The sequence below is a fragment of the Pseudomonas sp. 2995-1 genome, assembly GCF_002742505.1.
Lineage (GTDB): Bacteria > Pseudomonadota > Gammaproteobacteria > Pseudomonadales > Pseudomonadaceae > Aquipseudomonas > Aquipseudomonas sivasensis.
The window spans coordinates 113,156-138,860 of the sequence record NZ_LJSA01000490.1 but is presented as its reverse complement, the minus strand read 5'-3'; the positions used below and the strand labels follow the sequence as shown (position 1 = coordinate 138,860).

Here is a 25,705-nt window from a genome sequence, read left to right as displayed (position 1 = left end):
TGCCTCGCTATTTAGTCTGCCTATAACTCCAGCCCAAGTGCCGCATTTGCTTGGGTTGAACCGTGGATGGGGAACCATGAACACTACTTTAAGTACCGCCTATAACTACAAGGTGGTCCGCCAATTCGCCATTATGACGGTGGTGTGGGGCATCGTCGGCATGGGGCTCGGGGTTTTTCTCGCCGCCCAATTGGTTTGGCCCGCACTCAACTTCGATTTGCCCTGGACCAGCTTCGGCCGCTTGCGCCCGCTGCACACCAACGCGGTGATCTTCGCTTTCGGCGGCTGCGCACTGTTTGCCAGCTCGTTCTACTCGGTGCAGCGCACCTGCCAAACGCAGCTGTTCGCGCCGAAAATCGCCGCGTTTTGCTTCTGGGGTTGGCAGTTGGTCATCCTGCTGGCTGCGATCACCTTGCCGCTGGGCTACACCAGTTCCAAGGAATACGCCGAGCTGGAATGGCCGATCGACATCCTGATCACCATTGTCTGGGTGGCCTACGCCATCGTGTTCTTCGGCACGGTGATGAAGCGCAACACCAAGCACATCTACGTCGGTAACTGGTTCTTCGGTGCGTTCATCATCACCGTGGCGATCCTGCATATCGTCAACAACCTGGAAATCCCGGTCAGCCTGACCAAGTCCTACAGCCTCTACGGCGGTGCGACGGATGCCATGGTGCAGTGGTGGTATGGGCACAACGCGGTAGGCTTTTTCCTCACCGCAGGCTTCCTGGGGATGATGTACTACTTCGTGCCCAAGCAGGCCGAACGTCCGGTGTATTCCTATCGCTTGTCCATCGTGCACTTCTGGGCGCTGATCACCCTGTACATCTGGGCCGGTCCGCACCACTTGCACTACACCGCGCTGCCGGACTGGGCGCAGTCCCTGGGCATGGTGATGTCTCTGGTACTGCTGGCTCCGAGCTGGGGCGGCATGATCAACGGGATGATGACCCTCTCGGGCGCCTGGCATAAGTTGCGCAGCGACCCGATCCTGCGCTTTTTGGTGGTGTCCCTGGCGTTCTACGGCATGTCGACCTTCGAAGGCCCGATGATGGCGATCAAGACCGTCAACGCCCTCTCCCACTACACCGACTGGACCATCGGCCACGTACACGCCGGCGCCCTCGGTTGGGTGGCGATGATCTCCATCGGCGCGCTGTACCACATGATCCCGAAAGTCTTCGGTCGCGAGCAGATGTACAGCCTCGGCCTGATCAACGCGCACTTCTGGCTGGCCACCATCGGCACCGTGCTCTACATCGCCTCGATGTGGGTCAACGGCATCGCCCAGGGCCTGATGTGGCGTGCGATCAACGAAGACGGCACCTTGACCTACTCCTTCGTCGAAACCCTGGTGGCCAGCCATCCAGGCTTCATCGTGCGGCTGGTGGGCGGTGCGGTGTTCCTCAGCGGCATGTTCCTGATGGCTTACAACACGTGGCGCACTGTGCGTTCGCCGCAGCCTGTCGAAGCCGCCACCACTGCGCAGCTGGCCTGAGGAGTCTGTGATGAAACACGAAACGATTGAAAAGAACGTCGGCCTGCTGATGCTGCTCATGGTGCTCGCCGTGAGCATCGGCGGCCTGACCCAGATCGTCCCGCTGTTCTTCCAGGACGTGACCAACAAGCCGGTGGAAGGCATGAAGCCCTACACCGCGCTGCAACTGGAAGGCCGCGACATCTACATCCGCGAAGGCTGCGTTCAGTGCCACTCGCAGATGATCCGTCCGTTCCGCGCCGAAACCGAACGCTACGGCCACTACTCGGTGGCGGGCGAAAGCGTGTGGGATCACCCGTTCCTGTGGGGCTCCAAGCGCACCGGCCCGGATCTGGCCCGCGTTGGCGCCCGCTACTCGGACGACTGGCACCGCGCGCACTTGTACAACCCGCGCAACGTAGTGCCCGAGTCGAAGATGCCGGCCTACCCGTGGTTGGTCACGGCCCAGGTCGACAGCAGCCACACCGAGAACAAGTTGAAAGTAATGCGCACCCTCGGCGTGCCATACACCGACGACGACATCAGCGGCGCCGTGGCCAGCCTCAAGGGCAAGACCGAGATGGACGCGCTGGTTTCGTACCTGCAAGTACTCGGCACTGCCATCAAGAGCAAGAGGTGAGCCATGGGATTTGAATTCGATGCGGGCACCATCCGCGGCCTTGGCACGCTGGTCGTTGCCATCGCCTTTATCGGCCTGTCACTGTGGGTGTTCAACAACCGGCGCAATGAGGAATTCGAGCAGGCGCGCCTGCTGCCCTTCGCCGATGAACCTTCTCCATCCGACGCTCAAGAAGAGCCTGCAACAAGGAGCAATCGGCCATGACCCTATTCTGGAGTACATGGATCTGCGTACTGACCCTCGGCAGCCTGATCGGGCTGACCTGGCTATTGATCGCCACCCGCAAGGGCGAGACCAAAGGCAGTGTCGACCAGACCATGGGCCACGCCTTCGACGGTATCGAGGAATACGACAACCCGCTGCCCCAGTGGTGGTTCATGCTGTTCGCCGGCACCCTGGTGTTTGCGGTCGGCTACCTGGTGCTCTACCCGGGCCTGGGCAACTGGAAAGGTGTGCTGCCGGGCTATGAAGACGGTTGGACCTCGGCCAAGGAGTGGGACAAGGAGATGGCCAAGGCCGACACCAAGTTCGGGCCGATCTTCGCCAAATTCTCGGCCATGCCCGTGGAAGAAGTCGCTAAAGACCCGCAAGCGCTGAAGATGGGTGGTCGCCTGTTCGCGTCCAACTGCGCGGTGTGTCACGGCTCGGACGCCAAGGGCGCGTTCGGCTTCCCTAACCTGGCAGACAACATCTGGCGCTGGGGCGGCTCGGCTGAGGCCATCAAGACCACCATCCTGAACGGTCGCCACGCGGCGATGCCGGCCTGGGGTACGGTGCTGGGTGACGACGGTGTGAAAAACGTCGCTGCCTATGTACGTCACGATTTGGCCAAGTTGCCACTGCCGGCCGATAGCACTGCCGACCTGGATGCGGGCAAAGCGGCGTTCAACACCACCTGCGTGGCCTGCCATGGGCCGGAAGGCCACGGTATGGAAGTCATGGGGGCGCCGAACCTGACGCTGCCAGGCGGCTATATCTACGGCACCAGCCTGGCGCAGCTGCAGCAGACCATTCGTCACGGCCGTCAGGGCCAGATGCCGGCGCAGGAACTGTTGCAGGGCAACGACAAAGTGCACCTGCTCGCAGCTTACGTGTACAGCCTGTCTCACAACGCTGATGGTGCAATGCCAGAAAGCGCAGCTCAGTAACACCTGACTGCCGCCCCAATTTGGGGCGGCAGCTCTACCGCGCTACGCGACCAAGTGTCACACCCCTCCAAAGCACAACTTTCCCCTACTGCCATTCGGGTCTACGCTTGCTTGCACAGCGGACCGATCTTGGCGTACGCGACGACAGTCGTTGCGACCCCCAAAATTTCCTGTCCACTCGATCAGCTTTCGATTTCTGATTTTGTCCTTACGCCAAACATGGAAAGGGCGCAGAATCTGGCGTGGAACGCATTGATCCAGGTCAGCCATTGCGTTGCAATGGCCCCTCGCTTTCTACATACTTGCGGCCGATTTTACCTATAAAAAAACCTAAACCGTGGAACCTTAGAATGAGCACAGCAATCAGTCCGACTGCTTATAACTATAAGGTAGTCCGCCAGTTCGCCATCATGACGGTGGTCTGGGGGATCCTTGGCATGGGGCTCGGGGTGTTCATCGCCTCGCAACTGGTTTGGCCGGAATTGAATTTCGACTTGCCATGGACGACCTTCGGTCGCCTACGCCCGCTGCACACCAACTTGGTGATTTTCGCCTTCGGCGGATGTGCATTGTTTGCCACCTCCTACTATGTCGTGCAGCGAACCTGCCAGACGCGACTGATCTCCGATGGCCTCGCCGCCTTTACCTTCTGGGGTTGGCAGGCGGTCATCGTCGGCGCCATCGTCAGCCTGCCACTGGGCTACACCACCACCAAGGAATACGCCGAGCTGGAATGGCCGATCGCCATTTTGCTGGCGATTGTGTGGGTGACTTACGGTGCGGTGTTCTTCGGCACCATCGTCAAGCGCAAAACCAAGCACATCTACGTGGGCAACTGGTTCTACGGTGCCTTCATCGTGGTCACGGCGATGCTGCACATCGTCAACCACGCGTCGCTGCCGGTCAGCCTGTTCAAGTCCTACTCGGCGTATGCCGGCGCGACGGACGCGATGATCCAGTGGTGGTACGGGCATAACGCCGTAGGCTTTTTCCTCACCACCGGTTTTCTGGGGATGATGTACTACTTCGTGCCGAAACAGGCCGAACGTCCTATTTACTCGTACCGTTTGTCCATCGTGCACTTCTGGGCATTGATCACCCTCTACATCTGGGCCGGCCCGCACCACTTGCACTACACCGCACTGCCGGACTGGGCGCAGTCCCTGGGCATGGCGATGTCGATCATCCTGTTGGCCCCGAGCTGGGGCGGCATGATCAACGGCATGATGACCCTCTCGGGTGCCTGGCATAAATTGCGCACCGACCCGATCCTGCGCTTCCTTGTGGTATCCCTGGCGTTCTACGGCATGTCGACCTTCGAAGGGCCGATGATGGCAATCAAGACCGTCAACTCGCTCTCCCACTACACCGACTGGACCATCGGCCACGTTCACGCCGGTGCCCTCGGTTGGGTGGCGATGATCTCCATCGGTGCGCTGTACCACATGATCCCCAAACTGTTCGGCCGTGCGCAGATGCACAGTGTCGGGCTGATCAACACGCACTTCTGGCTGGCCACCATCGGCACCGTGCTCTACATCGCTTCGATGTGGGTCAACGGCATCACCCAAGGCCTGATGTGGCGTGCGATCAACGATGACGGCACCCTCACCTACTCGTTCGTCGAAGCGCTGCAAGCCAGCCATCCGGGCTACATCGTCCGTGCCTTGGGCGGTGCGTTCTTCGCTGCCGGCATGCTGTTCATGGCCTACAACGTCTGGCGCACCGTGCGTGCCTCGGACCCGGCAGAAGCCGAAGCCGCCGCCAAGATCGCCGTTGTGGGAGCCCACTGATGAAGCATGAAGTAGTCGAGAAGAATATCGGCATGCTGGCCTTCTTCATGGTCATCGCCGTGAGTATCGGCGGCCTGACCCAGATCGTTCCGCTGTTTTTCCAGGACGTGACCAACAAGCCGGTGGAAGGCATGAAGCCGCGCACCGCCCTTGAACTGGAAGGCCGCGACGTCTACATCGCCAACGGTTGCGTGGGCTGTCACTCGCAGATGATCCGCCCATTCCGCGCCGAAACCGAACGCTACGGCCACTACTCGGTCGCCGGCGAAAGCGTATGGGACCACCCGTTCCTGTGGGGTTCCAAGCGCACCGGCCCTGACCTGGCCCGTGTTGGCGGGCGTTACTCCGATGACTGGCAACGTGCGCACTTGTACAACCCGCGCAACGTGGTGCCTGAGTCGAAAATGCCGGCGTATCCGTTCCTCGTGGAAAACAAGCTCGACGGCAAGGACACCGCGAAGAAGATGGAAGTCTTGCGCACCCTGGGCGTGCCCTACACCGACGAAGACATTGCCGGTGCAGCCGCAGCCGTAAAGGGCAAGACCGAAATGGACGCATTGGTGGCCTACCTGCAAGGCCTGGGCACCATCATCAAAAGCAAACGGTGACTCTTCATGGATATCGGGATGATTCGTGGCCTGGGCACCGTTGTGGTGATGGTGGCCTTTATCGGCCTGGCGTTGTGGGTGTTCAGCCCCAAGCGCAAGTCGGAGTTTGAAGACGCGACCTTGCTGCCCTTTGCGGATGATCCCGAAGCCATCAAGCACGTCGAGCAAGCTTCTAGGAGTAACAAAGAATGACTACGTTCTGGAGTCTGTACGTCACAGTCCTCAGTCTGGGTACCATTTTCGCCCTGACCTGGCTGTTGCTGTCGACCCGCAAGGGCCAGCGCGCCGAGCAAACCGACGAGACCGTCGGCCACTCGTTCGATGGCATCGAGGAGTACGACAACCCATTGCCCAAGTGGTGGTTCATGTTGTTCGTCGGCACCATCATTTTTGCCCTTGGCTACCTGGTGCTGTACCCAGGCCTGGGCAATTGGAAAGGCCTGCTGCCGGGCTACAACTACCTCGACAACGACAAGCAAACCCCCTTCGCCAACGGCCAGACCGGCTGGACCGGTGTACACGAATGGGAAAAGGAAATGGCCCGGTCGGACGCCAAGTTCGGTCCGATCTTCGCCAAATTCGCCTCCATGCCCATTGAGGAAGTCGCCAAGGACCCGCAAGCCCTGAAGATGGGTGGCCGCTTGTTCGCGTCCAACTGCTCGGTGTGCCACGGGTCCGACGCCAAGGGTGCCTACGGCTTCCCCAACCTGACTGACGCCGACTGGCGCTGGGGTGGCGAGCCGGCGACGATCAAGGAAACCATCATGAAAGGCCGTCATGCCGTGATGCCGGGCTGGCTGCCGGTGCTGCAAGAAGAGGGTGTCAGCGACGTGGCGGCCTACGTGGTCACCCAACTCGACGGCCGCAAACTGCCCGAAGGCGTCAAGGCCGACGTAGCCAACGGCGAAAAACTCTTCGCCGCCAACTGCGTGGCCTGCCACGGCCCAGCCGGTAAAGGCACCCCAGCAATGGGCGCGCCCGACCTGACCCACCCCGGTGCATTCATCTACGGTTCGAGCTTCGCCCAACTGCAGCAGACCATCCGTTTCGGCCGCCAGGGCCAGATGCCGGCGCAGGAACAATTGCAAGGCAATGACAAGGTGCACTTGCTCGCGGCGTATGTTTACAGCTTGTCCCATGGGGATAAGAAGGCCGAGGAGCAGTAAGGCGACCCCCTTACCCAGAAACACCAAAAAACCCTTGTGAGAGGGGGCTTGCTCCCGATGACGGTGGATCAGTATTAGTGACTCTGACTGACACGCCGCTATCGGGAGCAAGCCCCCTCACACATTGGATCTTCGGCTTTTTGAAGGTTGAGACCGCAAAAACCGTCCATACTTCACAAGTCAATTGATCCAGATCACGTACACCATCAATTGATTTTCCCCAACGCGACCAAAGGTCGCACCCCTTGCGCAGCATCGGGGGCGTATCATTACGCCACTGCAAGACCCCTAATTTGACCCCGGTTGGCACGTACTGGCCGAGGCAAATCTCCACCGCCGTGGGATGCAATGATGAGCGACCAAATACCGGTACATGACGTTACCCCGCCTGCCAAACACTCGACCGCCACCGTCGACCTCTATGCCCCGCGCGAGAAAATCTACACCCGCGCCTTTACCGGCCTGTTCCGCAATTTACGAATGCTCGGCGGCGCTGCTTTGTTCCTGCTCTACTTCGGCACGGTGTGGCTGAACTGGGGTGGCCACCAGGCCGTGTGGTGGAACCTGCCGGAGCGCAAGTTCTTCATTTTCGGTGCGACCTTCTGGCCCCAGGACTTCATCCTGCTCTCGGGCATTCTGATCGTCGCGGCGTTTGGCCTGTTCTTCATCACGGTGTACGCCGGCCGCGTGTGGTGCGGTTATACCTGCCCGCAAAGCGTGTGGACGTGGATCTTCATGTGGTGCGAAAAAGTCACCGAAGGCGACCGCAACCAACGCATCAAGCTGGATAAAGCGCCGATGGGCGCCAACAAATTCCTGCGCAAATTCAGCAAGCACAGCCTGTGGCTGCTGATCGGTTTTGCCACCGGGATTACCTTCGTCGGCTACTTCTCGCCGATCCGCGAACTGGTGTTCGATTTCTTCACCGGCCAGGCCGATGGCTGGTCGTATTTCTGGGTCGGTTTCTTCACCCTCGCCACCTACGGCAACGCCGGCTGGCTGCGCGAACAGGTGTGCATCTACATGTGCCCGTACGCGCGTTTCCAGAGCGTGATGTTCGACAAAGACACCCTCATCGTCTCTTACGACCCACGTCGTGGAGAGCTGCGTGGCCCGCGTAAAAAAGGGATCGACTACAAGGCCCAAGGCCTGGGCGACTGCATCGATTGCACGATGTGCGTGCAGGTGTGCCCCACCGGCATCGACATCCGCGACGGTCTGCAAATCGAGTGCATCGGCTGCGCCGCGTGCATCGACGCCTGCGACAACATCATGGACAAGATGGAGTACCCGCGCGGCCTGATCAGCTACACCACCGAGCACAACCTGTCCGGGCAGAAAACCCACAAGCTGCGCCCACGCCTGATCGGGTACGCCCTGGTGTTGCTGGCGATGATCAGCCTGTTGGCCGGGGCGTTCTTCATGCGGTCGCTGGTGGGCTTCGACGTGAGCAAAGACCGCGTGCTCTACCGCGAAAACGCCGAAGGTCGTATCGAAAACGTCTACAGCCTGAAGATCATGAACAAGGACCAGCGCGACCACACCTACGTGCTCGACGCATCAGGCCTGCCAGACCTCAAGCTGCAGGGCCGGCGCGAGATCAAGGTGGCTGCCGGCGATATCGTCAGCATGCCAGTGGAACTGTCGAGTGCGCCGGAACAACTGCCGTCAAGCACCAACGAGGTGAAATTCACCCTCACCGATGCCGATGACGCCAGCGTCAACATTGAAGCCAAGAGCCGATTCATCGGCCCACAAGTTCGATAAAGAGAGAACGGAACAATGCCCTTAGCCACTGCCGCAAGCCCTTGGTACAAGCACCTCTGGCCCTGGATCATCATCGGGATCCTCGCCTGCTCGGTGACCTTGACCTTGTCCATGGTGACCATCGCGGTAAACAACCCGGACAACCTGGTCAACGACAACTACTACGAGGCTGGCAAGGGCATCAACCGCTCACTGGACCGCGAACGCCTGGCGCAGACCCTGCAACTGCGCGCCAAGCTGCATTTGGACGAACTGACCGGTGAAGTCGAGCTGAAGCTCACCGGCTACAGCAACCCGAACACCCTGGAGCTGAACCTGATTTCCCCGACTCAGCCGGAGAAAGATCGCAAAATCAACCTGGCCCGCAGCGACAGCGAACCCGGCCGCTACATCGGCCAGGTCACCGACAAAGTCGAAGGCCGCCGCTTCGTGGAACTGCTGGGCGTAGAAGGCGACAAGACCTGGCGGCTGTTCGAGGAAGAAGAAGTCAGCCACGACAAAGACTTGCTGTTGGGTGATGAACCGTTGCAGGGTGCCGAAGACCTGAAAAAATAAACACCTGCGCTTCGCGCATCGCCGGCAATCCGGCTCCTACAGACCCACACCCCTCTCGTAGGAGCCGGCTCGCCGGCGATGGGGCCTTCCCAGCCACCAAAGATCCCGAACCATGACCACCCCCACTCCCTGCTACCACTGCGCCCTGCCCGTACCGCCCGGCAGCCGGTTCACCGCCGATATCCTCGGCGAGCGCCGCGAACTCTGCTGCCCGGGCTGCCAGGCGGTGGCCGAAGCAATCGTGGCCGCAGGTTTGGAAAGCTATTACCAGCACCGCAGCGAAGCCTCGGCCAACCCCGAAACGCTGCCGGTGCAACTGGTGGACGAACTGGCGCTGTACGACCGCGCCGACGTGCAAAAACCCTTCGTGCACCACCAAGGCGAACTGGCTGAAACGACCCTGTTGATGGAAGGCATCAGCTGCGCCGCCTGTGGCTGGCTGATCGAAAAACACCTGCGCAGCTTGCCCGCCGTTGCCGAGGCGCGGTTGAACCTGTCCAACCATCGCTTGCAGGTGCGCTGGGCCGACGGGCAATTGCCGTTGAGCCAAGTGCTCAGTGAGCTGCGCCATATCGGCTATGCCGCCCATCCTTATCAGGCCGACCGCGCCGCCGAGCAACTGGCCAGCGAAAACCGCCTGGCTTTGCGCCAACTCGGTGTCGCCGGGCTGCTGTGGTTCCAGGCAATGATGGCAACCATGGCCACCTGGCCGGAATTCAATATCGACCTGAGCCCGGAGCTGCATGTAATCCTGCGCTGGGTGGCGATGTTTCTGACAACCCCCATCGTGTTCTACAGCTGCGCGCCGTTCTTCAAGGGCGCCATGCGCGACCTGCGCACGCGCCACCTGACCATGGACGTTTCAGTATCCCTCGCCATTGGCGGGGCTTATTTGGCGGGAATATGGACCGCGATCACCGGCGTCGGCGAGCTGTATTTCGATGCAGTGGGCATGTTTGCACTGTTCCTGCTGGCCGGTCGCTACCTGGAACGCCGTGCCCGGGAGCGCACGGCGGCGGCCACTGCGCAGTTGGTCAACCTGTTGCCTGCGTCGTGCCTGCGCTTGAAAGACGACGGCCAGAGCGAACGCATCCTGTTGAGCGAACTGGCCCTGGGCGACCGCGTGCTGGTGCATCCGGGCGCGGTGCTGCCAGCAGACGGCGTGATCCTCGATGGCCAGTCCAGCATTGATGAGTCCCTGCTCACCGGCGAGTACTTACCGCAACCGCGCCAAGTCGGCGACACCGTCACCGCCGGCACCCTCAACGTCGACGGCGCGCTGACCGTCGAAGTGCGCGCCCTTGGCCACGAGACCCGCCTGTCCGCCATCGTGCGCCTGCTGGAGCGCGCCCAGGCCGAAAAACCGCGACTGGCGCAAATCGCCGACCGCGCCGCGCAGTGGTTCCTGTTGTGTTCGCTGATCGCCGCTGCGCTGATCGGCCTGCTGTGGTGGGAACTGGACTCATCACGAGCGTTCTGGATCGTGCTGGCGATGTTAGTGGCGACCTGCCCATGTGCGTTGTCCCTCGCTACACCTACCGCCCTGACCGCCGCCACCGGCACCCTGCACAAACTCGGGCTGCTGCTGACCCGTGGCCATGTGCTGGAGGGCCTGAACCAGATCGACACGGTGATCTTCGACAAGACCGGCACCCTCACCGAAGGTCGCCTGGCCCTGCGCGCGATCCGGCCGCTGGGCGAATTGGGCAGCGACGACTGCCTGGGTCTCGCCGCCGCCCTGGAAAACCGCTCAGAACACCCGATTGCCCGCGCCTTTGGCCGTGCGCCATTGGCCGCTGACGAAGTGCTCAGTACGCCCGGTCTCGGTTTGGAAGGTCGAGTGGGCGAGCGTCTGCTGCGCATCGGCCAGCCGGGCTTCGTCTGCGAACTCAGTGGCTGCCCGATCCCCGCTCCGCCGGACGACGCCGGGCAATGGCTGCTGCTGGGCGACCGCAGCGGCGCCATCGCCTGGTTCGTACTGGATGATCGCCTGCGCAGCGACGCCCCCGCCCTGCTCGCCGTTTGCAAGGCGCGCGGTTGGCGCACACTGCTGCTGTCCGGGGACAGTTCGCCGATGGTCGCCAGTGTCGCCCTTGAGCTGGGCATAGACGAGGCCCACGGCGGCCTGCGTCCCGACGACAAGCTGCACGTGCTGCAACAGCTGCACAAGGAAGGTCGCAAGGTGCTGATGCTCGGCGATGGCGTCAACGATGTCCCCGTCCTCGCCGCCGCCGATATCAGCGTGGCAATGGGCTCGGCCACCGACCTGGCCAAGACCAGTGCCGATGCGGTGTTGCTCTCCAATCGCCTCGACGCTCTGGTGCAGGCCTTCAGCCTGGCGCGGCGCACCCGACGAGTGATTATTGAAAACCTGCTCTGGGCGGGCCTATACAATGGCCTGATGTTGCCGTTTGCTGCTTTGGGCTCGATCACGCCAATCTGGGCGGCAGTCGGCATGTCCATCAGTTCGTTGACCGTGGTACTCAACGCCCTGCGCCTGACTCGCGTGCCGAGCGCACAGGCCGCCAGCGCCCCCTCAATCACCCGCCCGCTGCCCGCGTGAGACGCGCGGGCATGGAGTGCAGATGCCAGCTTTATACGTGATGATTCCGGCGGCGCTGCTGATAGTGGCCATCGCTATTTACATCTTCTTCTGGGCCGTGGACAGCGGCCAGTACGATGACCTCGACGGCCCGGCCCACAGCGTGCTGTTCGACGACCAGGACCCGAACCACCTGGCCGCCATCGACGAAGCCAACGGCCCGGAACAACCGCCCAAAGACCCACCTCATGCTTGAATTGGCGCCGCTGCTGGTCTCCGCGCTGATCCTGGGCCTGCTGGGCGGCGGTCATTGCCTGGGCATGTGCGGCGGGCTGATGGGCGCGCTGACTTTGGCAATTCCCAAGGAGCAACGCAGTCGCCGGTTTCGCCTGCTGCTGGCGTACAACCTGGGGCGAATCCTCAGTTACGCCACGGCTGGGCTGTTGATCGGCCTGGCCGGCTGGGCCGTGGCCAATAGCCCGGCGGCGATGTTCATGCGCGTACTCGCCGGTCTGCTGCTGATCTGCATGGGCCTGTACCTGGCCGGTTGGTGGAGCGGCCTCACCCGTATCGAAAGCCTCGGGCGCGGCCTGTGGCGGCATATCCAGCCCGTTGCCACCCGTTTGCTGCCGGTTTCCAGCCTGCCCCGCGCTCTACTGCTGGGCGCGCTGTGGGGCTGGTTGCCGTGCGGGTTGGTCTACAGCACCCTGCTATGGGCCGCGAGCCAGGGCAATGCGCTGGACAGTGCCTTGCTGATGCTCGCGTTCGGGTTGGGCACCTGGCCCGTGCTGCTGGCGACTGGGCTGGCCGCCGAACGCGTCACCGCGTTATTGCGCAAACGCAGCGTGCGCATGGCCGGTGGATTGCTGGTCATTGTGTTCGGTATTTGGACCTTGCCAGGGCCGCACCAGCACTGGCTGATGGGCCACTAAAAGGCCATGTGGCATAGCGCCGCTGCTCGTTGATGCAAATCAAGATGCCCTCTGCTCCACGCCTCTAGACTCGGCCCACTAGCCTATCCGGGGGACGCCCGCATGCTCGACGCCATTCGTTGGGACACCGATCTGATTCATCGCTACGACCTGGCGGGACCGCGCTATACGTCCTACCCCACCGCCGTACAATTCGACAGCCAGGTCGGCACCTTCGACCTGCTACACGCCCTGCGCGACAGTCGCAAGGCTGTGCGCCCATTGTCGCTGTATGTGCATGTGCCGTTCTGCGCGAACATTTGCTACTACTGCGCCTGCAACAAGGTAATCACCAAGGACCGCGGCCGCGCCCAGGCATATCTGCACCGCTTGGAGCAGGAGATCCAAATGGTGGCCTGCCACCTCGACCCGAAACAGCCGGTGGAGCAGTTGCATTTCGGCGGCGGCACGCCGACGTTTCTCAGCCACGACGAACTGCGTCAGGTCATGGGCTCCCTGCGCCAGCACTTCAATTTGCTCGATGATGATTCCGGCGACTACGGCATCGAGATCGACCCGCGCGAAGCCGACTGGGCCACCATGGGCCTGCTGCGTGAACTCGGTTTCAACCGCGTCAGCATTGGCCTGCAAGACCTCGACCCCGAGGTGCAGCGGGCCGTTAACCGCCTTCAAAGCCTGGAAGAGACTCGCGCAGTAATCGATGCGGCGCGCACTTTGCAGTTTCGCTCGATCAATATCGACCTGATCTACGGCCTGCCCAAGCAAACGCCGATCAACTTCGCGCGCACCGTGGAAGAAGTGATCAAGCTGCAACCGGATCGCCTGTCGGTGTTCAACTATGCGCACCTGCCGGAGCGCTTCATGCCCCAGCGGCGCATCGACAGCGACGAGCTGCCAGCACCGGCGGAAAAACTGCTGATGCTGCAAACCACCATCACGCAATTGACCGAGGCGGGTTATCGCTACATCGGCATGGACCACTTCGCTCTGCCGGATGACGAACTCGCCATCGCCCAGGAAGAAGGCACGCTGCAACGCAATTTCCAGGGCTACACCACCCACGGCCATTGCGACCTGATCGGCCTGGGTGTGTCGGCGATCAGCCAGATCGGCGACTTGTATTGCCAGAACAGCAGTGATCTCAACGGCTACCAGAACACACTGGCCGGCGCGCAGCTGGCGACCAGCCGTGGCTTGGTCTGCACCACAGACGATCGACTAAGACGGGAAGTGATTCAGCAGTTGATCTGCAATTTCAGCCTGGTATTCGAGCGTATCGAACAAGCCTTCAATATTGATTTTCGCGGGTACTTCGATGAGATCTGGCTGCAACTTGAGGCCATGGCCAAGGACGGCCTGATCGCGCTCGACGCCCAGGGCATTCGGGTGCTGCCCGCAGGGCGCTTGCTGGTGCGCTCGGTGTGCATGGTGTTCGACGCGTACCTGGAACACCAGAACCGGCAACGGTTTTCACGGGTGATCTAGTTACATCGACCTAGTTACATCGACAACGAAGCGGCCTTGAGCGCCTGATCGGCACTCATGGTTTTCATGGCCTTGGCCAAGGAGATTTGGGCCGTCATCAAGCCGGCCTGCAAGGAACTGATGGCACCTTGCACGTTAGCGACCTTGGCCTGAACCTCCTCCGGCGTCAGGCTTTTGTCCGCGGCGATGGCCTGAAGCTCCGCCAATTTTTCGGCGATCTGCTGCTTCAACTGACGGATCATTTTAAGAACTTGCTTAACGTTGTCGTCCAGACCGCTGTCGTCGATATCGGCGTTGGCACTTTTGGCCGCACCCGCAGCCTTGAAGCCATCCGGAGAAATGCTCACCTTCACGCCTTCGCTCGTGGCAGGCGTTGACACGGCATCCTGCGTCTCAACCGCCGCAGCGGGCGGGGCCGGCTCTGGGTTTGGCACACGGATGGAGGGGTTGTTGGCGGCGATGATCAACATGCGCTGAGCTCCTGCTCATGAACGTACACATATGTATCGGCACCGATACACAAAGCTTTATACGGCTGTCTGTTTTTTGTACACGCTGGCCTCACTGCCCCCCAGTGCGTTACCCTTACGTCTTATGTGTGTTTTCCCACAAGGATTTAAGAAATGTCCGAGCCAGTCAAACTGCGCGCTCACAGCCAGGCTCACTGCAAGGATTGCAGCCTGGCCCCCCTCTGCCTGCCACTTTCGCTGAATCTGGAAGACATGGATGCGCTGGACGACATCGTTAAACGTGGTCGCCCGCTGAAGAAAGGCGAGTTCCTGTTTCGTCAGGGCGATCAGTTCGACTCCGTCTATGCAGTACGTTCGGGCGCGTTGAAGACCTTCAGCCTGAGCGACAACGGCGAAGAGCAAATCACCGGTTTTCACCTGCCCAGCGAACTGGTGGGTTTGTCGGGCATGGACACCGAGATGCATCCCGTGTCGGCCCAGGCGCTGGAGACCACGTCGGTGTGCGAAATCCCCTTCGAACGCCTGGACGAACTGGCCATCCAATTACCTCAACTGCGCCGCCAGTTGATGCGCGTGATGAGCCGAGAAATTCGTGACGACCAGCAGATGATGCTGCTGTTATCGAAGAAAACCGCCGACGAGCGCATCGCGACATTCTTGGTCAACCTGTCGGCCCGGTTCCGGGCACGCGGTTTCTCGGCCAACCAGTTCCGCTTGAGCATGTCGCGTAACGAAATCGGCAACTACCTGGGTCTGGCGGTGGAAACCGTGTCCCGCGTGTTCACCCGTTTCCAGCAGAACGAGTTGATTGCCGCCGAAGGCAAGGAAGTGCACATTCTCGACCCGATCCAGCTGTGTGCGTTGGCGGGTGGTTCTCTAGAGGGTTGATGCAGACACTTGTGGCCGCGCCAATCGGTGAGGCCGCAGGTATACTTCGAGTCCGTTTTCCTCCCAGGACTCTTCGACGATGACCTTCGATTCGTTCGACATCAAATCCCTGATCCGCCCCGTCATCGACTTCCCCAAGCCTGGGGTGATCTTCCGTGACATCACGCCGCTGTTCCAATCGCCCAAGGCCCTGCGCCTGGTGGCCGATACCTTTGCCCATCGCTATGTCGAAGCCGATTTCACCCACATCGGCGCGATGGATGCCCGCGGGTTTCTGATCGGTTCGATCATTGCCTACCAACTGAACAAACCGCTGATCCTGTTCCGCAAGCAGGGCAAGCTGCCGGCCGATGTCCTGGCCGAGGGTTATCAGACCGAATACGGCGAAGCCTTCCTGGAAGTGCACGCCGACAGCCTGTGCGAAGGCGACTCGGTGCTGATGTTCGATGACCTGATCGCCACAGGCGGGACCTTGATCGCTGCGGCGAACCTGGTGCGGCGCATGGGTGCGAAGATTTTTGAAGCCGCGGCAATTATTGATCTGCCGGAGCTGGGTGGCTCGCAGCGTTTGGAAGACATGGGGATTCCGACGTTTTGCCTGACGCAATTTGCGCTGTCCGAGCGGTAATATTTGGCTGGACTGACGCTATCAAGGGCTGCCCCCTCCCACACTTGAAGGTGTTTACACATCAAAATGTGGCAGAGGGCTTGCCCCGATGAGGCAGGTAAGCCGCCTCAAAGCCCCATCTGTTTGCTGATGATTTCATTCATCACTTCACGAGTGCCGCCGCCGATCGACAGGATACGGTTGTCGCGATACAGCCTCTCCACCAGGCTGCCGCGCATATAGCCCTGGCCGCCGAGGATCTGCACGGCGTCATAAGTCACCCGATCGGCGGTATCGGTGGCCAGGTTCTTGGCCATGGATATCTCCTTGATCACACTCTTGCCAGCGGCCATCTTGGCGGCTTGGCGGTAGGTGAATTCCCTGGACACTTCCACAGCCGTCGCCATTTCCGCCAGGCGATGCTTGAGCACCTGGAATTTGCCAATGGGCTTGCCAAATGCTTCACGCTGCGCGGCCCATTTGAGGCTTTCCTCAAGCGCAAGCTGCGCGGTCATATTGGCCATCAACGCCAGCGCCAGCCGTTCACTCTGAAAGTTGCCCATGATGCAGGCAAACCCCATGTTCTCGGCGCCGATCAGGTTGCCTACGGGCACCTGGCAATCATCGAAGAACAACTCTGCCGTGTCCGACGCCCACCAACCCATTTTCTTCAGGGGCTGGCCGACGGTGAAACCCGGGGTGTCTTTTTCGATGAGCAACAGGCTGATGCCGCCAAAGCCTGGCCCTCCGGTACGAACAGCAACGGTGTAGAAATCGGCGCGGTTGCCGCTGGTGATAAAGGTCTTGCTGCCGCTGACCCGGTAAACGTCGCCATCACGCACGGCGCGGGTGCGCAGGCCGGCTACATCGGAGCCGCCGCTGGGTTCGGTGACGGCCAAGGCGATGATCTTCTCGCCCGAGAGCACTTGCGGGGCCACACGTTCGCGCACTTCGGGCCGCGCCCATTTGATGATGGGAGGCAAGCCGATATCCAGCGAGCCCAATCCCGCGACCACGCCGCCGGAGCCGCAGCGCATCAATTCCTCGCTGACGGCCACCTTGGCGAACAGATCGCCCTCGTGACTGCCGCCCAAGGATTCGGGATAACCGATACCGAGGATCCCCGCCGCACCGGCCTTAAGGTACAACGCTCGGGGAAAGCTCTCCGCCTCCTCCCATTGCTCGATGCCCGGTAACAGCTCCCGCTCGACAAAACGGCGCACGCTGTCGCGGAGCAATTGGTGGCTGGGGTCGAAGTAGTCCTGATAGGCAGACATCGGCAAGCTCCACGGAGAGGTGGAGCGAAATTACCAAGCGCTTGCTTGGTTAGCAACACAGATCTCAATCACACCGCAAAACCATTGTGGGAGGGGGCTTGCTCCCGATAGCAGTGTGTCAGCCAATAGATTCATGGCTGATCCACTGCCATCGGGAGCAAGCCCCCTCCTACATTTGGCTGGTGTTTATTGTTAGAGCGCGATCGGCTTGCGACCGGCGAACGAATGCGCCAGCGTGCCACCATCCACCAGCTCTAACTCCCCACCCAACGGCACGCCATGGGCGATACGCGAAGTGATCAGGCCTTTGTTGCTCAGCAGTTGGGCGATGTAATGGGCGGTGGCTTCACCTTCCACGGTCGGGTTGGTGGCCAGGATCACCTCGGTAAAGGTGCCCTGCTCTTCGATACGTGCCACCAGTTGCGGAATGCCGATGGCCTCCGGACCCAGGCCGTCCAGCGGCGACAGGTGGCCCTTGAGCACGAAGTAACGCCCGCGATAACCGGTCTGCTCCACCGCGTAGACGTCCATCGGGCCTTCCACCACACACAGCAACGTGTCGTCGCGACGCGGGTCGGCGCATTGCGGGCAAAGGTCTTCTTCGGTGAGGGTTCGGCACTGGCGGCAGTGGCCGACGCCCGTCATGGCCTGGCTCAGGGCCTGGGCCAACCGGGTGCCGCCGCTGCGATCACGCTCCAGCAGTTGCAGCGCCATGCGCTGGGCGGTTTTCTGGCCGACACCCGGCAACGTGCGCAGGGCGTCGATCAGTTGGCGAATCAGGGGGCTGAAGCTCATGGGGCAATGGTCCGACAAAACAACGAGACGCGGTTTATACCCGCGCCCCGGATTAGCGTCAAATCCTCAATCCTGCGCGACCCGCACCACCAACTTGCCGAAGTTGCGCCCTTCAAGCAGGCCGATAAAGGCTTCGGGCGCCTGCTCCAAGCCATCGACCACGTCCTCGCGGAACTTGATCTTGCCGTCGCGGACCCAGGGCGCCATGGCACTGAGGAACTCTGGCTGACGATCACCGTAGTCATCAAACACGATAAAGCCCTGGATGCGCACCCGCTTGGTCAGCAACGTGCGTTGCAGCGCCGGCAAGCGATCAGGCCCGCTGGGGGCTTCGTGGGCGTTGTAGCCGGCAATCAGCCCGCACAAAGGAATGCGTGCCTTGGGGTTGAGCAAAGGCACCACGGCGTCGAACACCTTGCCACCGACGTTCTCGAAATAGATGTCCACGCCGTTGAAGCAAGCCTGGGCGAGTTGATCGGCGAAGTCTGCGCTCTTATGGTCGATACAGGCATCAAAACCCAGTTCATCCACGACATAGCGGCACTTGTCCGCACCGCCTGCAATCCCGACCACGCGCAGGCCCTTGAGCTTGGCGACCTGGCCCACTACCGAACCGACTGCGCCGGAGGCAGCGGCGACCACCAGGGTTTCCCCAGCCTTGGGTTGACCAATGTCCATCAGGCCCATGTAGGCCGTCATACCCGGCATCCCCAATACGCCCAACGCCATGGACGGACTGGCGAGACCTTTGGGCACCGGAATCAGGTTGCGGCCGTCGGAAATGCTGTGGCTCTGCCAACCGGTGGCGCCGACCACCAGATCACCCACTTCGAATTTCGGGTTACGGGATTGCTCGATACGGCTGACAGCACCGCCGGTCATCACCTCATCGATTTCCACCGGGGCGGCGTAGGACGGTGCGTCGCTCATGCGCCCGCGCATGTAGGGGTCAAGGGACAGGTAGAGGGTCTTGAGCAGCACTTGGCCGTCCGCCAACTCCGGCAAGCTCACGCGCTCCAGGCGAAAGTTTTCCGGAGTGGGCGCGCCTTGGGGGCGCGAGACCAGCACGATACGTTGGTTCAGGGTCAGTTCTTGAGGCATCAGGGGCTCCTTATCGAATTCATCGGTATAGGTTGCAGACCATGGGTGCCAGGCCAGGGTTCGATCGGGATTCGATTGAATAGGCACAAACAAAAATGCCAGGCACTGGGCCTGGCATTGGAGTCTAGCTAACGCTGGAGAATCAGAACGGCATCTTCATGCCCGGTGGCAGTTGCATGCCAGCGGTCACGCCGGACATTTTGTCCTGGCTATTGGCTTCGATCTTGCGCACGGCGTCGTTGACGGCCGCGGCGAACAGCGCTTCGAGCATTTCCAGGTCATCTTCGCCCACGCCTGGCAGCACGCTTGGGTCGATGCTCACGCGCTTGATGTCGTGACGCCCAGTCATCACCACGCTGACCATATCGCCACCGGCTTTACCGGTGACTTCGGCGTTGGCCAGTTCTTCCTGCATCTTGGCCATCTTTTCCTGCATCTGCTGCGCCTGCTTCATCAGGCCGGCCATGCCACCTTTCATCATGGGAATCACCTCAAAAGTACGTGGATCAATTAATAGCCCGGTGTCATGACGCTTGGGTCACCGGGGCTTCGACAGGTTCAATAGTATCGTGACGAACGACCGCACCAAACTGTTGCATCATTTGCTGGATGAGCGGGTCTGCGTGGATCGAATCCTCAGCCTCGCGCTGACGGTTGATACGCCGGCGGGTCGCGGCCTGGGCCGGGGTTTCCTGCTCGGGCTTGATCAGCTCGATGGTGATGGTCAGCGTGCGCTCATGGTACTGGTTCAGGGCATCGTTGAGGCGCCGTTGCTGGGTCGCGTTGAACAGGGCGCTGTGGGCCGGGTCCAGGTGCAACAGCCAATGGTCGCCGTCGACGGAAATCAGGGTGCAGTTGGCGGCAATACTGCCGGTCATGCCGGAGATCGGCAGTTTCGGGAACAGTTCCAGCCATTGCAACGCCAGGCCGGTGGCTGGGGCTGCCGCGGGTTCTGCTTCGGGCTCGGGGGCCGGTTCGGCGGTGTGTTCACTGGCCAAATCGTCCAGGTAACTGTAGGCCGAATCCATGTCCGGCTCGATGTAGTCTTCGTCCAGCGGCGGCTCGTCGTCGAGGTCGATGCCTGGGGTTGCGGCCTCAACCTGGGCGACTGTCGGCTCGGGAACCGGTGCTGAAACCCACTCAGGAGCGGCCGGCACCACGCTGTCCGGTGTCGGCGCAGGCATAGGCGTCAGCTCAGGCTGCTCGCTGGCGGTTTCGAGCACGGGCTCAACATAGGGCTGCTGTTCGACTTCTTCGACCTCGGCTTCTACCGGGTCATTCCAGGGCAGGTCGACGACAGGCTCGGGCTCAACCACCGGCTCCGGATCAACCACAGGTGCCACCACGGGGGCTGGCTCAGGCGCCGGCGCAACCGGGGCAGCAACCACTGGCGCAACCACCGCCGCGCCAGCCACTGGTTTGGCGGAATCAACTGTGGCCTGGCTGATCCCCACTGGCTTTAGCGGCTGTCTCGGCGCATCGGCCGAATCAGCTGGACGGAACGCCAGCATGCGCAGCAGGACCATTTCAAAGCCCCCACGCGGGTCCGGCGCCAAAGGCAAGTCCCGACGACCGATCAGGCCCATCTGGTAGTAGAACTGCACATCTTCGGCCGGCAACGCCTGGGCCAGGGCCAACACGCGGTCGCGGTCGCCATGGCCGTTGTCGACACCTTCCGGCAAAGCCTGGGCGATAGCGACGCGGTGCAAGACATTGAGGATTTCCGAGAGCACGCCATTCCAGTCCGGGCCTTGCTCCGAGAGGTGGCGCACGGCTTCGAGCAACGCCTTGGCATCACCTTCGATCAATGCATGCAGCACATCGAACACCTGGCCGTGGTCGAGGGTGCCGAGCATGGCGCGCACATCGGCGGCCATGACCTTGCCTTCACCGAAGGCGATGGCCTGATCGGTAAGGCTCATGGCATCACGCATCGAACCATCGGCGGCACGGCCGAGCAGCCATAGCGCGTCGTCTTCGAACGGTACGTTCTCGACACCCAGCACGTGGGTCAAATGCTCGACCACGCGCTCGGGGGTCATGTTTTTCAGGGAGAACTGCAGGCACCGCGACAGGATCGTTGCAGGAAGTTTCTGCGGGTCGGTGGTGGCCAGGATGAATTTGACGTAGGGCGGCGGCTCTTCCAGGGTTTTCAACAGCGCGTTGAAGGAATGGCTGGACAGCATGTGCACTTCGTCGATCAGGTAGACCTTGAAGCGGCCGCGGCTCGGCGCGTACTGCACGTTGTCGAGCAGCTCGCGGGTGTCTTCGACCTTGGTGCGGCTCGCGGCGTCGATCTCGATCAGGTCGACGAAGCGCCCTTCGTCGATCTCGCGGCACACCGAGCAAGTGCCACAAGGCGTCGAAGTGATACCGGTTTCACAGTTCAGGCATTTGGCAATGATGCGCGCAATGGTGGTCTTGCCCACGCCCCGGGTACCGGTGAACAGGTAGGCGTGGTGCAGCCGTTGGCTGTCCAAGGCATTGATCAGAGCCTTGAGCACATGGGTCTGGCCGACCATTTCGCGGAACGAGCGCGGACGCCATTTACGTGCAAGAACCTGATAACTCATCGAAAACCGTCGCAACTGGGAAGCGGAAGCCGGTAATGCTAGCGGAGCAAGGGGGAAATTGCATCCGGCACGCTCGCCTAATCTGACTAAGCTCTGCTGACTGGCCTCCAAAAGGCCTGAACCCGGAGAGTGTATGCGCGTAGTCCTGGGCGCTTTATGGATGATGACCACGGCTAGCCTGGCGGCGCCTGCACCGCTGCGCTTCTCGGTTTCCGACAGTTGGGCGATGCCCATGGTGCAACTGGAGAACGGTCGGCCGACCCAGGGCATTTTGTATGACGTGATGCTGAGCCTGGCCACCCAGGTTGGCCATCCGGCGCAGTTCCACGTGCTGGCCCGGGCACGCATCTCTGCGGCCATGGGACGCGGCGACATTGATGTGCGCTGTTACGTCACCCAGGCGTGGGTCGACAACCTGTCCGGCGACTACCTCTGGAGCTTGCCTTTAATGATGCAGCGCAATGTGCTGGTCAGTGCGCAAAACCAGCCGGTACAGGTGCTCAAGCTGGCACCTCAGCCGATCGGCACGGTGCTCAACTATCGCTATGCCGCCCTCGACCCGCTGTTTGCCAACGGCCAACTCACCCGTGACGACGCCCATAGCGAAGAGTTGGTGCTGCACAAACTGGTGGCGGGGCGATTCAACTATGCGGTGAGCAACGAATGGATCGTCGACCGTTTCAACCAGAAAATGCCGATCAGCCAGCGGTTGCACAAGGTCGCGTTGATTGACGAGCAAAACCTCGGTTGCATCGTGCGTAACGATCCCGACGTGCCAGCGCAAAAAATCCTGCGCACCTTGTTGCGGATGAAAATGTCCGGCGAAATCGACGACATCATCAAGCTGTACACCGGCGAACACCCGGTGCCCCTGCTCGCCCCTGACAAAAACTGACAGGCGCTCCTTATAGGCTCGGGCTCGGGTCGAGCGGCAGTCCAGCTTACAGCCGGCGGTGAAGTGGGCTTCTTGCTGCACGACCAATGGGTAGAACGCGGCGCCGTCCTTATCCAGTCACCGCCGGCCCTGGACTTCGATGGCCAGCGTTTGCGTGCGTTTTGTCTGAACGACTAACCGCCAGCGCCCTTCCAGACTGATCGCCGCCACGCTGGCCAGCACGATCACACCGCCCATCATTACCTGCAAGGCAATGTGTTCACCCAGCAACGTCGCGGCCATCACCATCGCCACCGGCGGGATCAGGTACATCGCCACCGACGCGCGACTGACTTCCACATGCTTCAACACATAACCCCAAGCCAGATACGCCAAGGCGCTGGGAAAAATACCGAGTACCAGCACCGCGACGTTCTCCGCCAACGGCGCCTGCACCACCGCAGCAGGCAGGCCCGGCAGGTTCACGCACAGCATCAGGGTGCCCGCCCACACCATGTAGCACGCCATAGTCAGCGGACTGTAGCGGTGTGCATAGTGTTTCTGCAGGGCGAAATACACACTCCACGACACCGCCGCCAGCAGGATCAACAAGCCACGCGGGTCGATCTCACCCAGCCCCTGACCCCCCCAGATCACCACCATCACGCCGAGCAGCACCAGCAATACGCAGGCCCAGCGCCAAGCGCTGACCCGCTCCTTCAGGCAGAAAAACGCGATCAGCACACTGAACAGCGGCGCCGACTGCGCCAGTACGCTGGAGGCCGCTGCCGTGACCCATTGCTGCCCGTAGTTGAGGCTGGTGTGGTGCAGGAACACGCCGAAGAACCCCAGCACTAGCAACCACGGAAAATCCCGCAAGCGCGGCCGACCGATGCCCATCACCAGTGCCACACCGCCCATGAACACCGACGCAATCAAAAACCTTAACAACGCCAATTGTCCGGGGCTGTAGCTGTGCAGCCCCATGTGCACGCCAATCGGCGAATAGGCCCAACACAGGATGACGCTGGCGATGACTAGCGTAAGCTTTGCGGGTGAAGGGTTATTCATCGACGGCGTCCAGAAACTGAGAAGGTGTGCCGTCAGTCTTGGCCCCCGTAAGGCGCAGGACAATTAACCGTTTCTGACTTCTGCAATCACTGGAACTGAGCAATGGAACTGGCCCAACTGAAAATGGTGCGAGCCGTGGCACAAACCGGCAGCGTGGCCCAAGCGGCCGTGCTGCTGCATTGCGTGCCGTCCAACATCACCACGCGCATCAAGCAGCTGGAAGGCGAGCTGGGCACACCACTGTTCATCCGCGCCGGGCGTGGGCTGGCGATCAGTGCCGCCGGTGAGATTTTCCTGGAGTACTGCGAGCGCATTCTGGCGCTGGTGGATGAGTCCAAACGCGCCGTGGACGCCAGCGCCATTCCCCGTGGCACTTTGCGTATCGGCGCGGTGGAATCCAGCGCCAGCGGACGTTTGCCACCGCTGCTGGCGGAGTATCACAGGCGCTACCCGGATGTCAGCCTGGAACTGGTGACAGGCGCCTGGGGCCCGTTGCTCGACGACCTGCAACACCATCGCCTGGACGTGGCGCTCGTGGCCGCCGGCAACAAACGCTCCAAGCTCGAACACAGCGTGGTGTACAGCGAGCGCCTGGTGCTGATCGCCAGCGCATCCAGTGCACCCATCAATGGCGCCGAGGACCTCGCCGGCCGCACCCTGCTGGTCTGGCCGCCTGGCTGCCCGTATCGCGCAGCACTGGAAAACTGGGTCAAGCCGCACAACTTCAAACCGACCATTGCCAGCTATGCCAGTTGGGGCACGATCATCGGTTGCGTCAGCGCCGGGATTGGCGTGGCATTGGCGCCGGAAGGCATCCTGGCGCGCTATGAGCAGGCCAATCAGCTGGCGTCTTATCGATTTGAAGAGCTGGCGGCCGTGGATAACCTGCTGTTCTGGCACAAGGACACCCAACGCCACCTGGCACGGGATGCATTCGCGGGGCTGTTGCGGGAGACTTTCGGCTAACTCGCAACATGTTGTTTCGGTTATCCTCTTACGAAATTAATTCAAAATGTAAGGGACTACCATGAATTACTTCCGCCTGTTGTTGGCGGCGGCCGCTCTGAGCCTGCCTACCGCACCTGCCGTTGCTGCTGCCTCGCCTGCCCCCGTTGAAGCCAGTGCCCCCGCCGAAACGGCCGAGCACTTTCTGGCGTCACTTAAGCAAAAGACCGGCACCGTCACGCTGCCAAGTGGCATTGCCACCCTCAAGCTCAACGACGAATTTTATTACCTCGACCCCGCCGACACTGAGCGCTTGCTCACCGATGGCTGGGGCAACCCGCCGGGCTTCAAGACCCTGGGCATGATCGTGCCTAAAGCCGTCAGCCCACTGTCGGAGCGCGGTTGGGGCGTCATCGTCAGCTACAAGGCCGACGGGCATATTTCCGACGAAGATGCCGCAAAAATCGACTACTCCGACCTGCTCAAGCAAATGCAGGAAGAAGACGAAACAGACAACAAGGAACGCCAGAAACAAGGCTACGCCGGCCTGCATCTGGTGGGCTGGGCCGAGCCGCCGCGCTACGACGACACCACCCACAAGATGTACTGGGCCCGTGAACTGAAGGCCGACGACGCCGACCAGAACACCCTCAACTACAGCATCCGCGTGCTGGGCCGTGAGGGTGTACTGGAACTCAACGCCGTCGCGGCGATGGCCGACCTGCCGACCATCAAGCAGGAACTGCCCAAGGTCCTGGCGTTTACCAACTTCACCGACGGCAACCTCTACACCGACTTCAACCCGAAAACCGACAAGCTCGCCACTTACGGCCTAGCCGCGTTGGTTGCCGGCGGGATTGCCGCCAAGGCCGGGTTATTCGCCAAGATCGGGATCTTCCTGCTGGCCGCGAAGAAGTTTCTGGTGGTGGGTGTCGTGGCGTTGTTCGCGGTGATCCGCAAGCTGTTCAACCGCAACAAGGCCTGACCG

At 61.3% G+C, this 25,705-nt stretch carries 26 protein-coding genes; 19 read left to right on the top strand and 7 right to left on the bottom strand.

Annotation, left to right across the window (positions count from 1 at the left end):
* Positions 1-76 precede the first annotated feature (76 nt).
* From ccoN (AOA61_RS25270) to hemN, 14 genes are all read left to right on the top strand, one after another.
* Positions 77-1,501 (top strand): cytochrome-c oxidase, cbb3-type subunit I, encoded by a 1,425-nt coding sequence (gene ccoN, locus AOA61_RS25270; protein ID WP_032887684.1) that lies wholly within the window; start codon positions 77-79, stop codon positions 1,499-1,501.
* Positions 1,502-1,511: 10 nt separating this feature from the next.
* Positions 1,512-2,120 carry a cytochrome-c oxidase, cbb3-type subunit II gene (ccoO, locus tag AOA61_RS25265; RefSeq protein WP_032887682.1) on the top strand — a complete coding sequence of 203 codons (609 nt, stop codon included), beginning with the start codon at positions 1,512-1,514 and terminating at the stop codon, positions 2,118-2,120.
* 3 nt (positions 2,121-2,123) lie between these two features.
* Positions 2,124-2,324, top strand: coding sequence for a cbb3-type cytochrome c oxidase subunit 3 (locus AOA61_RS25260; protein WP_032887681.1), 201 nt, complete (start codon positions 2,124-2,126; stop codon positions 2,322-2,324).
* Positions 2,321-3,268: a cytochrome-c oxidase, cbb3-type subunit III gene (ccoP, locus tag AOA61_RS25255; protein WP_032887679.1), complete on the top strand. Its 948-nt coding sequence runs from the start codon at positions 2,321-2,323 to the stop codon at positions 3,266-3,268. Before AOA61_RS25260 ends, ccoP (AOA61_RS25255) begins: the two co-directional genes overlap by 4 nt.
* Positions 3,269-3,618: 350 nt before the next feature.
* Positions 3,619-5,061: a cytochrome-c oxidase, cbb3-type subunit I gene (gene ccoN, locus AOA61_RS25250; RefSeq protein ID WP_032887677.1), complete on the top strand. Its 1,443-nt coding sequence runs from the start codon at positions 3,619-3,621 to the stop codon at positions 5,059-5,061.
* On the top strand, positions 5,061-5,669 hold the full coding sequence (gene ccoO / locus AOA61_RS25245) for a cytochrome-c oxidase, cbb3-type subunit II (RefSeq protein WP_099602958.1): 609 nt from the start codon (positions 5,061-5,063) through the stop codon (positions 5,667-5,669). Before ccoN (AOA61_RS25250) ends, ccoO (AOA61_RS25245) begins: the two co-directional genes overlap by 1 nt.
* A gap of 6 nt (positions 5,670-5,675) precedes the next feature.
* Positions 5,676-5,861, top strand: a complete 186-nt coding sequence (locus tag AOA61_RS25240) for a CcoQ/FixQ family Cbb3-type cytochrome c oxidase assembly chaperone (RefSeq protein WP_003175465.1) — start codon at positions 5,676-5,678, stop codon at positions 5,859-5,861.
* Positions 5,858-6,835 carry a cytochrome-c oxidase, cbb3-type subunit III gene (ccoP, locus tag AOA61_RS25235; protein WP_095185370.1) on the top strand — a complete coding sequence of 326 codons (978 nt, stop codon included), beginning with the start codon at positions 5,858-5,860 and terminating at the stop codon, positions 6,833-6,835. Before AOA61_RS25240 ends, ccoP (AOA61_RS25235) begins: the two co-directional genes overlap by 4 nt.
* A gap of 351 nt (positions 6,836-7,186) precedes the next feature.
* Positions 7,187-8,602, top strand: coding sequence for a cytochrome c oxidase accessory protein CcoG (gene ccoG, locus AOA61_RS25230; RefSeq protein ID WP_032887674.1), 1,416 nt, complete (start codon positions 7,187-7,189; stop codon positions 8,600-8,602).
* Positions 8,603-8,617: 15 nt separating this feature from the next.
* Positions 8,618-9,157 carry a FixH family protein gene (locus tag AOA61_RS25225; RefSeq protein WP_032887673.1) on the top strand — a complete coding sequence of 180 codons (540 nt, stop codon included), beginning with the start codon at positions 8,618-8,620 and terminating at the stop codon, positions 9,155-9,157.
* 112 nt (positions 9,158-9,269) lie between these two features.
* On the top strand, positions 9,270-11,720 hold the full coding sequence (locus AOA61_RS25220) for a heavy metal translocating P-type ATPase (RefSeq protein WP_099602957.1): 2,451 nt from the start codon (positions 9,270-9,272) through the stop codon (positions 11,718-11,720).
* A gap of 22 nt (positions 11,721-11,742) precedes the next feature.
* Complete coding sequence (gene ccoS / locus AOA61_RS25215; protein WP_032887669.1) at positions 11,743-11,955, top strand: cbb3-type cytochrome oxidase assembly protein CcoS; 213 nt, start codon at positions 11,743-11,745, stop codon at positions 11,953-11,955.
* Entirely contained in the window at positions 11,948-12,631 is a 684-nt protein-coding gene (locus AOA61_RS25210) for a sulfite exporter TauE/SafE family protein (protein ID WP_032887667.1), read from the top strand. The genes ccoS and AOA61_RS25210 overlap by 8 nt, the downstream gene beginning before the upstream one ends.
* Positions 12,632-12,733: 102 nt before the next feature.
* On the top strand, positions 12,734-14,116 hold the full coding sequence (gene hemN, locus AOA61_RS25205) for an oxygen-independent coproporphyrinogen III oxidase (RefSeq protein WP_095185368.1): 1,383 nt from the start codon (positions 12,734-12,736) through the stop codon (positions 14,114-14,116).
* A 14-nt stretch (positions 14,117-14,130) separates the two neighbouring features.
* On the opposite strand, the gene AOA61_RS25200 is transcribed toward hemN, so the two are convergent.
* Complete coding sequence (locus AOA61_RS25200; protein WP_095185367.1) at positions 14,131-14,586, bottom strand: hypothetical protein; 456 nt, start codon at positions 14,584-14,586, stop codon at positions 14,131-14,133.
* Between the two features lie 153 nt (positions 14,587-14,739).
* Here AOA61_RS25200 and fnr point away from each other — a divergent pair, with 153 nt between their 5' ends.
* Together fnr and AOA61_RS25190 are read left to right on the top strand one after the other, a co-directional pair.
* A complete protein-coding gene (fnr, locus tag AOA61_RS25195; RefSeq protein WP_032887662.1) occupies positions 14,740-15,474 on the top strand; it encodes a fumarate/nitrate reduction transcriptional regulator Fnr in 735 nt (244 codons plus the stop codon).
* A 79-nt stretch (positions 15,475-15,553) separates the two neighbouring features.
* Positions 15,554-16,102, top strand: coding sequence for an adenine phosphoribosyltransferase (locus AOA61_RS25190; protein WP_032887660.1), 549 nt, complete (start codon positions 15,554-15,556; stop codon positions 16,100-16,102).
* A 107-nt stretch (positions 16,103-16,209) separates the two neighbouring features.
* Here AOA61_RS25190 and AOA61_RS25185 read toward each other — a convergent pair whose 3' ends face one another.
* From AOA61_RS25185 to dnaX, 5 genes are all read right to left on the bottom strand, one after another.
* Positions 16,210-17,358, bottom strand: coding sequence for an acyl-CoA dehydrogenase family protein (locus AOA61_RS25185; RefSeq protein ID WP_099602956.1), 1,149 nt, complete (start codon positions 17,356-17,358; stop codon positions 16,210-16,212).
* Between the two features lie 192 nt (positions 17,359-17,550).
* Positions 17,551-18,153, bottom strand: a complete 603-nt coding sequence (recR, locus tag AOA61_RS25180) for a recombination mediator RecR (RefSeq protein WP_032887656.1) — start codon at positions 18,151-18,153, stop codon at positions 17,551-17,553.
* Between the two features lie 66 nt (positions 18,154-18,219).
* On the bottom strand, positions 18,220-19,254 hold the full coding sequence (locus tag AOA61_RS25175) for an NADP-dependent oxidoreductase (protein ID WP_032887654.1): 1,035 nt from the start codon (positions 19,252-19,254) through the stop codon (positions 18,220-18,222).
* 142 nt (positions 19,255-19,396) lie between these two features.
* Entirely contained in the window at positions 19,397-19,735 is a 339-nt protein-coding gene (locus AOA61_RS25170) for a YbaB/EbfC family nucleoid-associated protein (protein ID WP_032887653.1), read from the bottom strand.
* A 43-nt stretch (positions 19,736-19,778) separates the two neighbouring features.
* Entirely contained in the window at positions 19,779-21,827 is a 2,049-nt protein-coding gene (gene dnaX, locus AOA61_RS25165) for a DNA polymerase III subunit gamma/tau (protein WP_099602955.1), read from the bottom strand.
* Positions 21,828-21,960: 133 nt separating this feature from the next.
* On the opposite strand from dnaX, the gene AOA61_RS25160 reads away from it, so the two are divergent.
* Positions 21,961-22,722 (top strand): ABC transporter substrate-binding protein, encoded by a 762-nt coding sequence (locus tag AOA61_RS25160; RefSeq protein WP_099602954.1) that lies wholly within the window; start codon positions 21,961-21,963, stop codon positions 22,720-22,722.
* Between the two features lie 117 nt (positions 22,723-22,839).
* Here the strand turns inward: AOA61_RS25160 and AOA61_RS25155 are convergent, their stop codons facing one another.
* Entirely contained in the window at positions 22,840-23,772 is a 933-nt protein-coding gene (locus AOA61_RS25155) for a DMT family transporter (RefSeq protein WP_099602953.1), read from the bottom strand.
* A gap of 102 nt (positions 23,773-23,874) precedes the next feature.
* Between AOA61_RS25155 and AOA61_RS25150 the strand changes: the two genes are divergently transcribed.
* Positions 23,875-24,738, top strand: a complete 864-nt coding sequence (locus AOA61_RS25150; RefSeq protein WP_032887645.1) for a LysR family transcriptional regulator — start codon at positions 23,875-23,877, stop codon at positions 24,736-24,738.
* Positions 24,739-24,799: 61 nt separating this feature from the next.
* Complete coding sequence (locus tag AOA61_RS25145; protein ID WP_032887643.1) at positions 24,800-25,702, top strand: DUF2167 domain-containing protein; 903 nt, start codon at positions 24,800-24,802, stop codon at positions 25,700-25,702.
* Positions 25,703-25,705 lie beyond the last annotated feature (3 nt).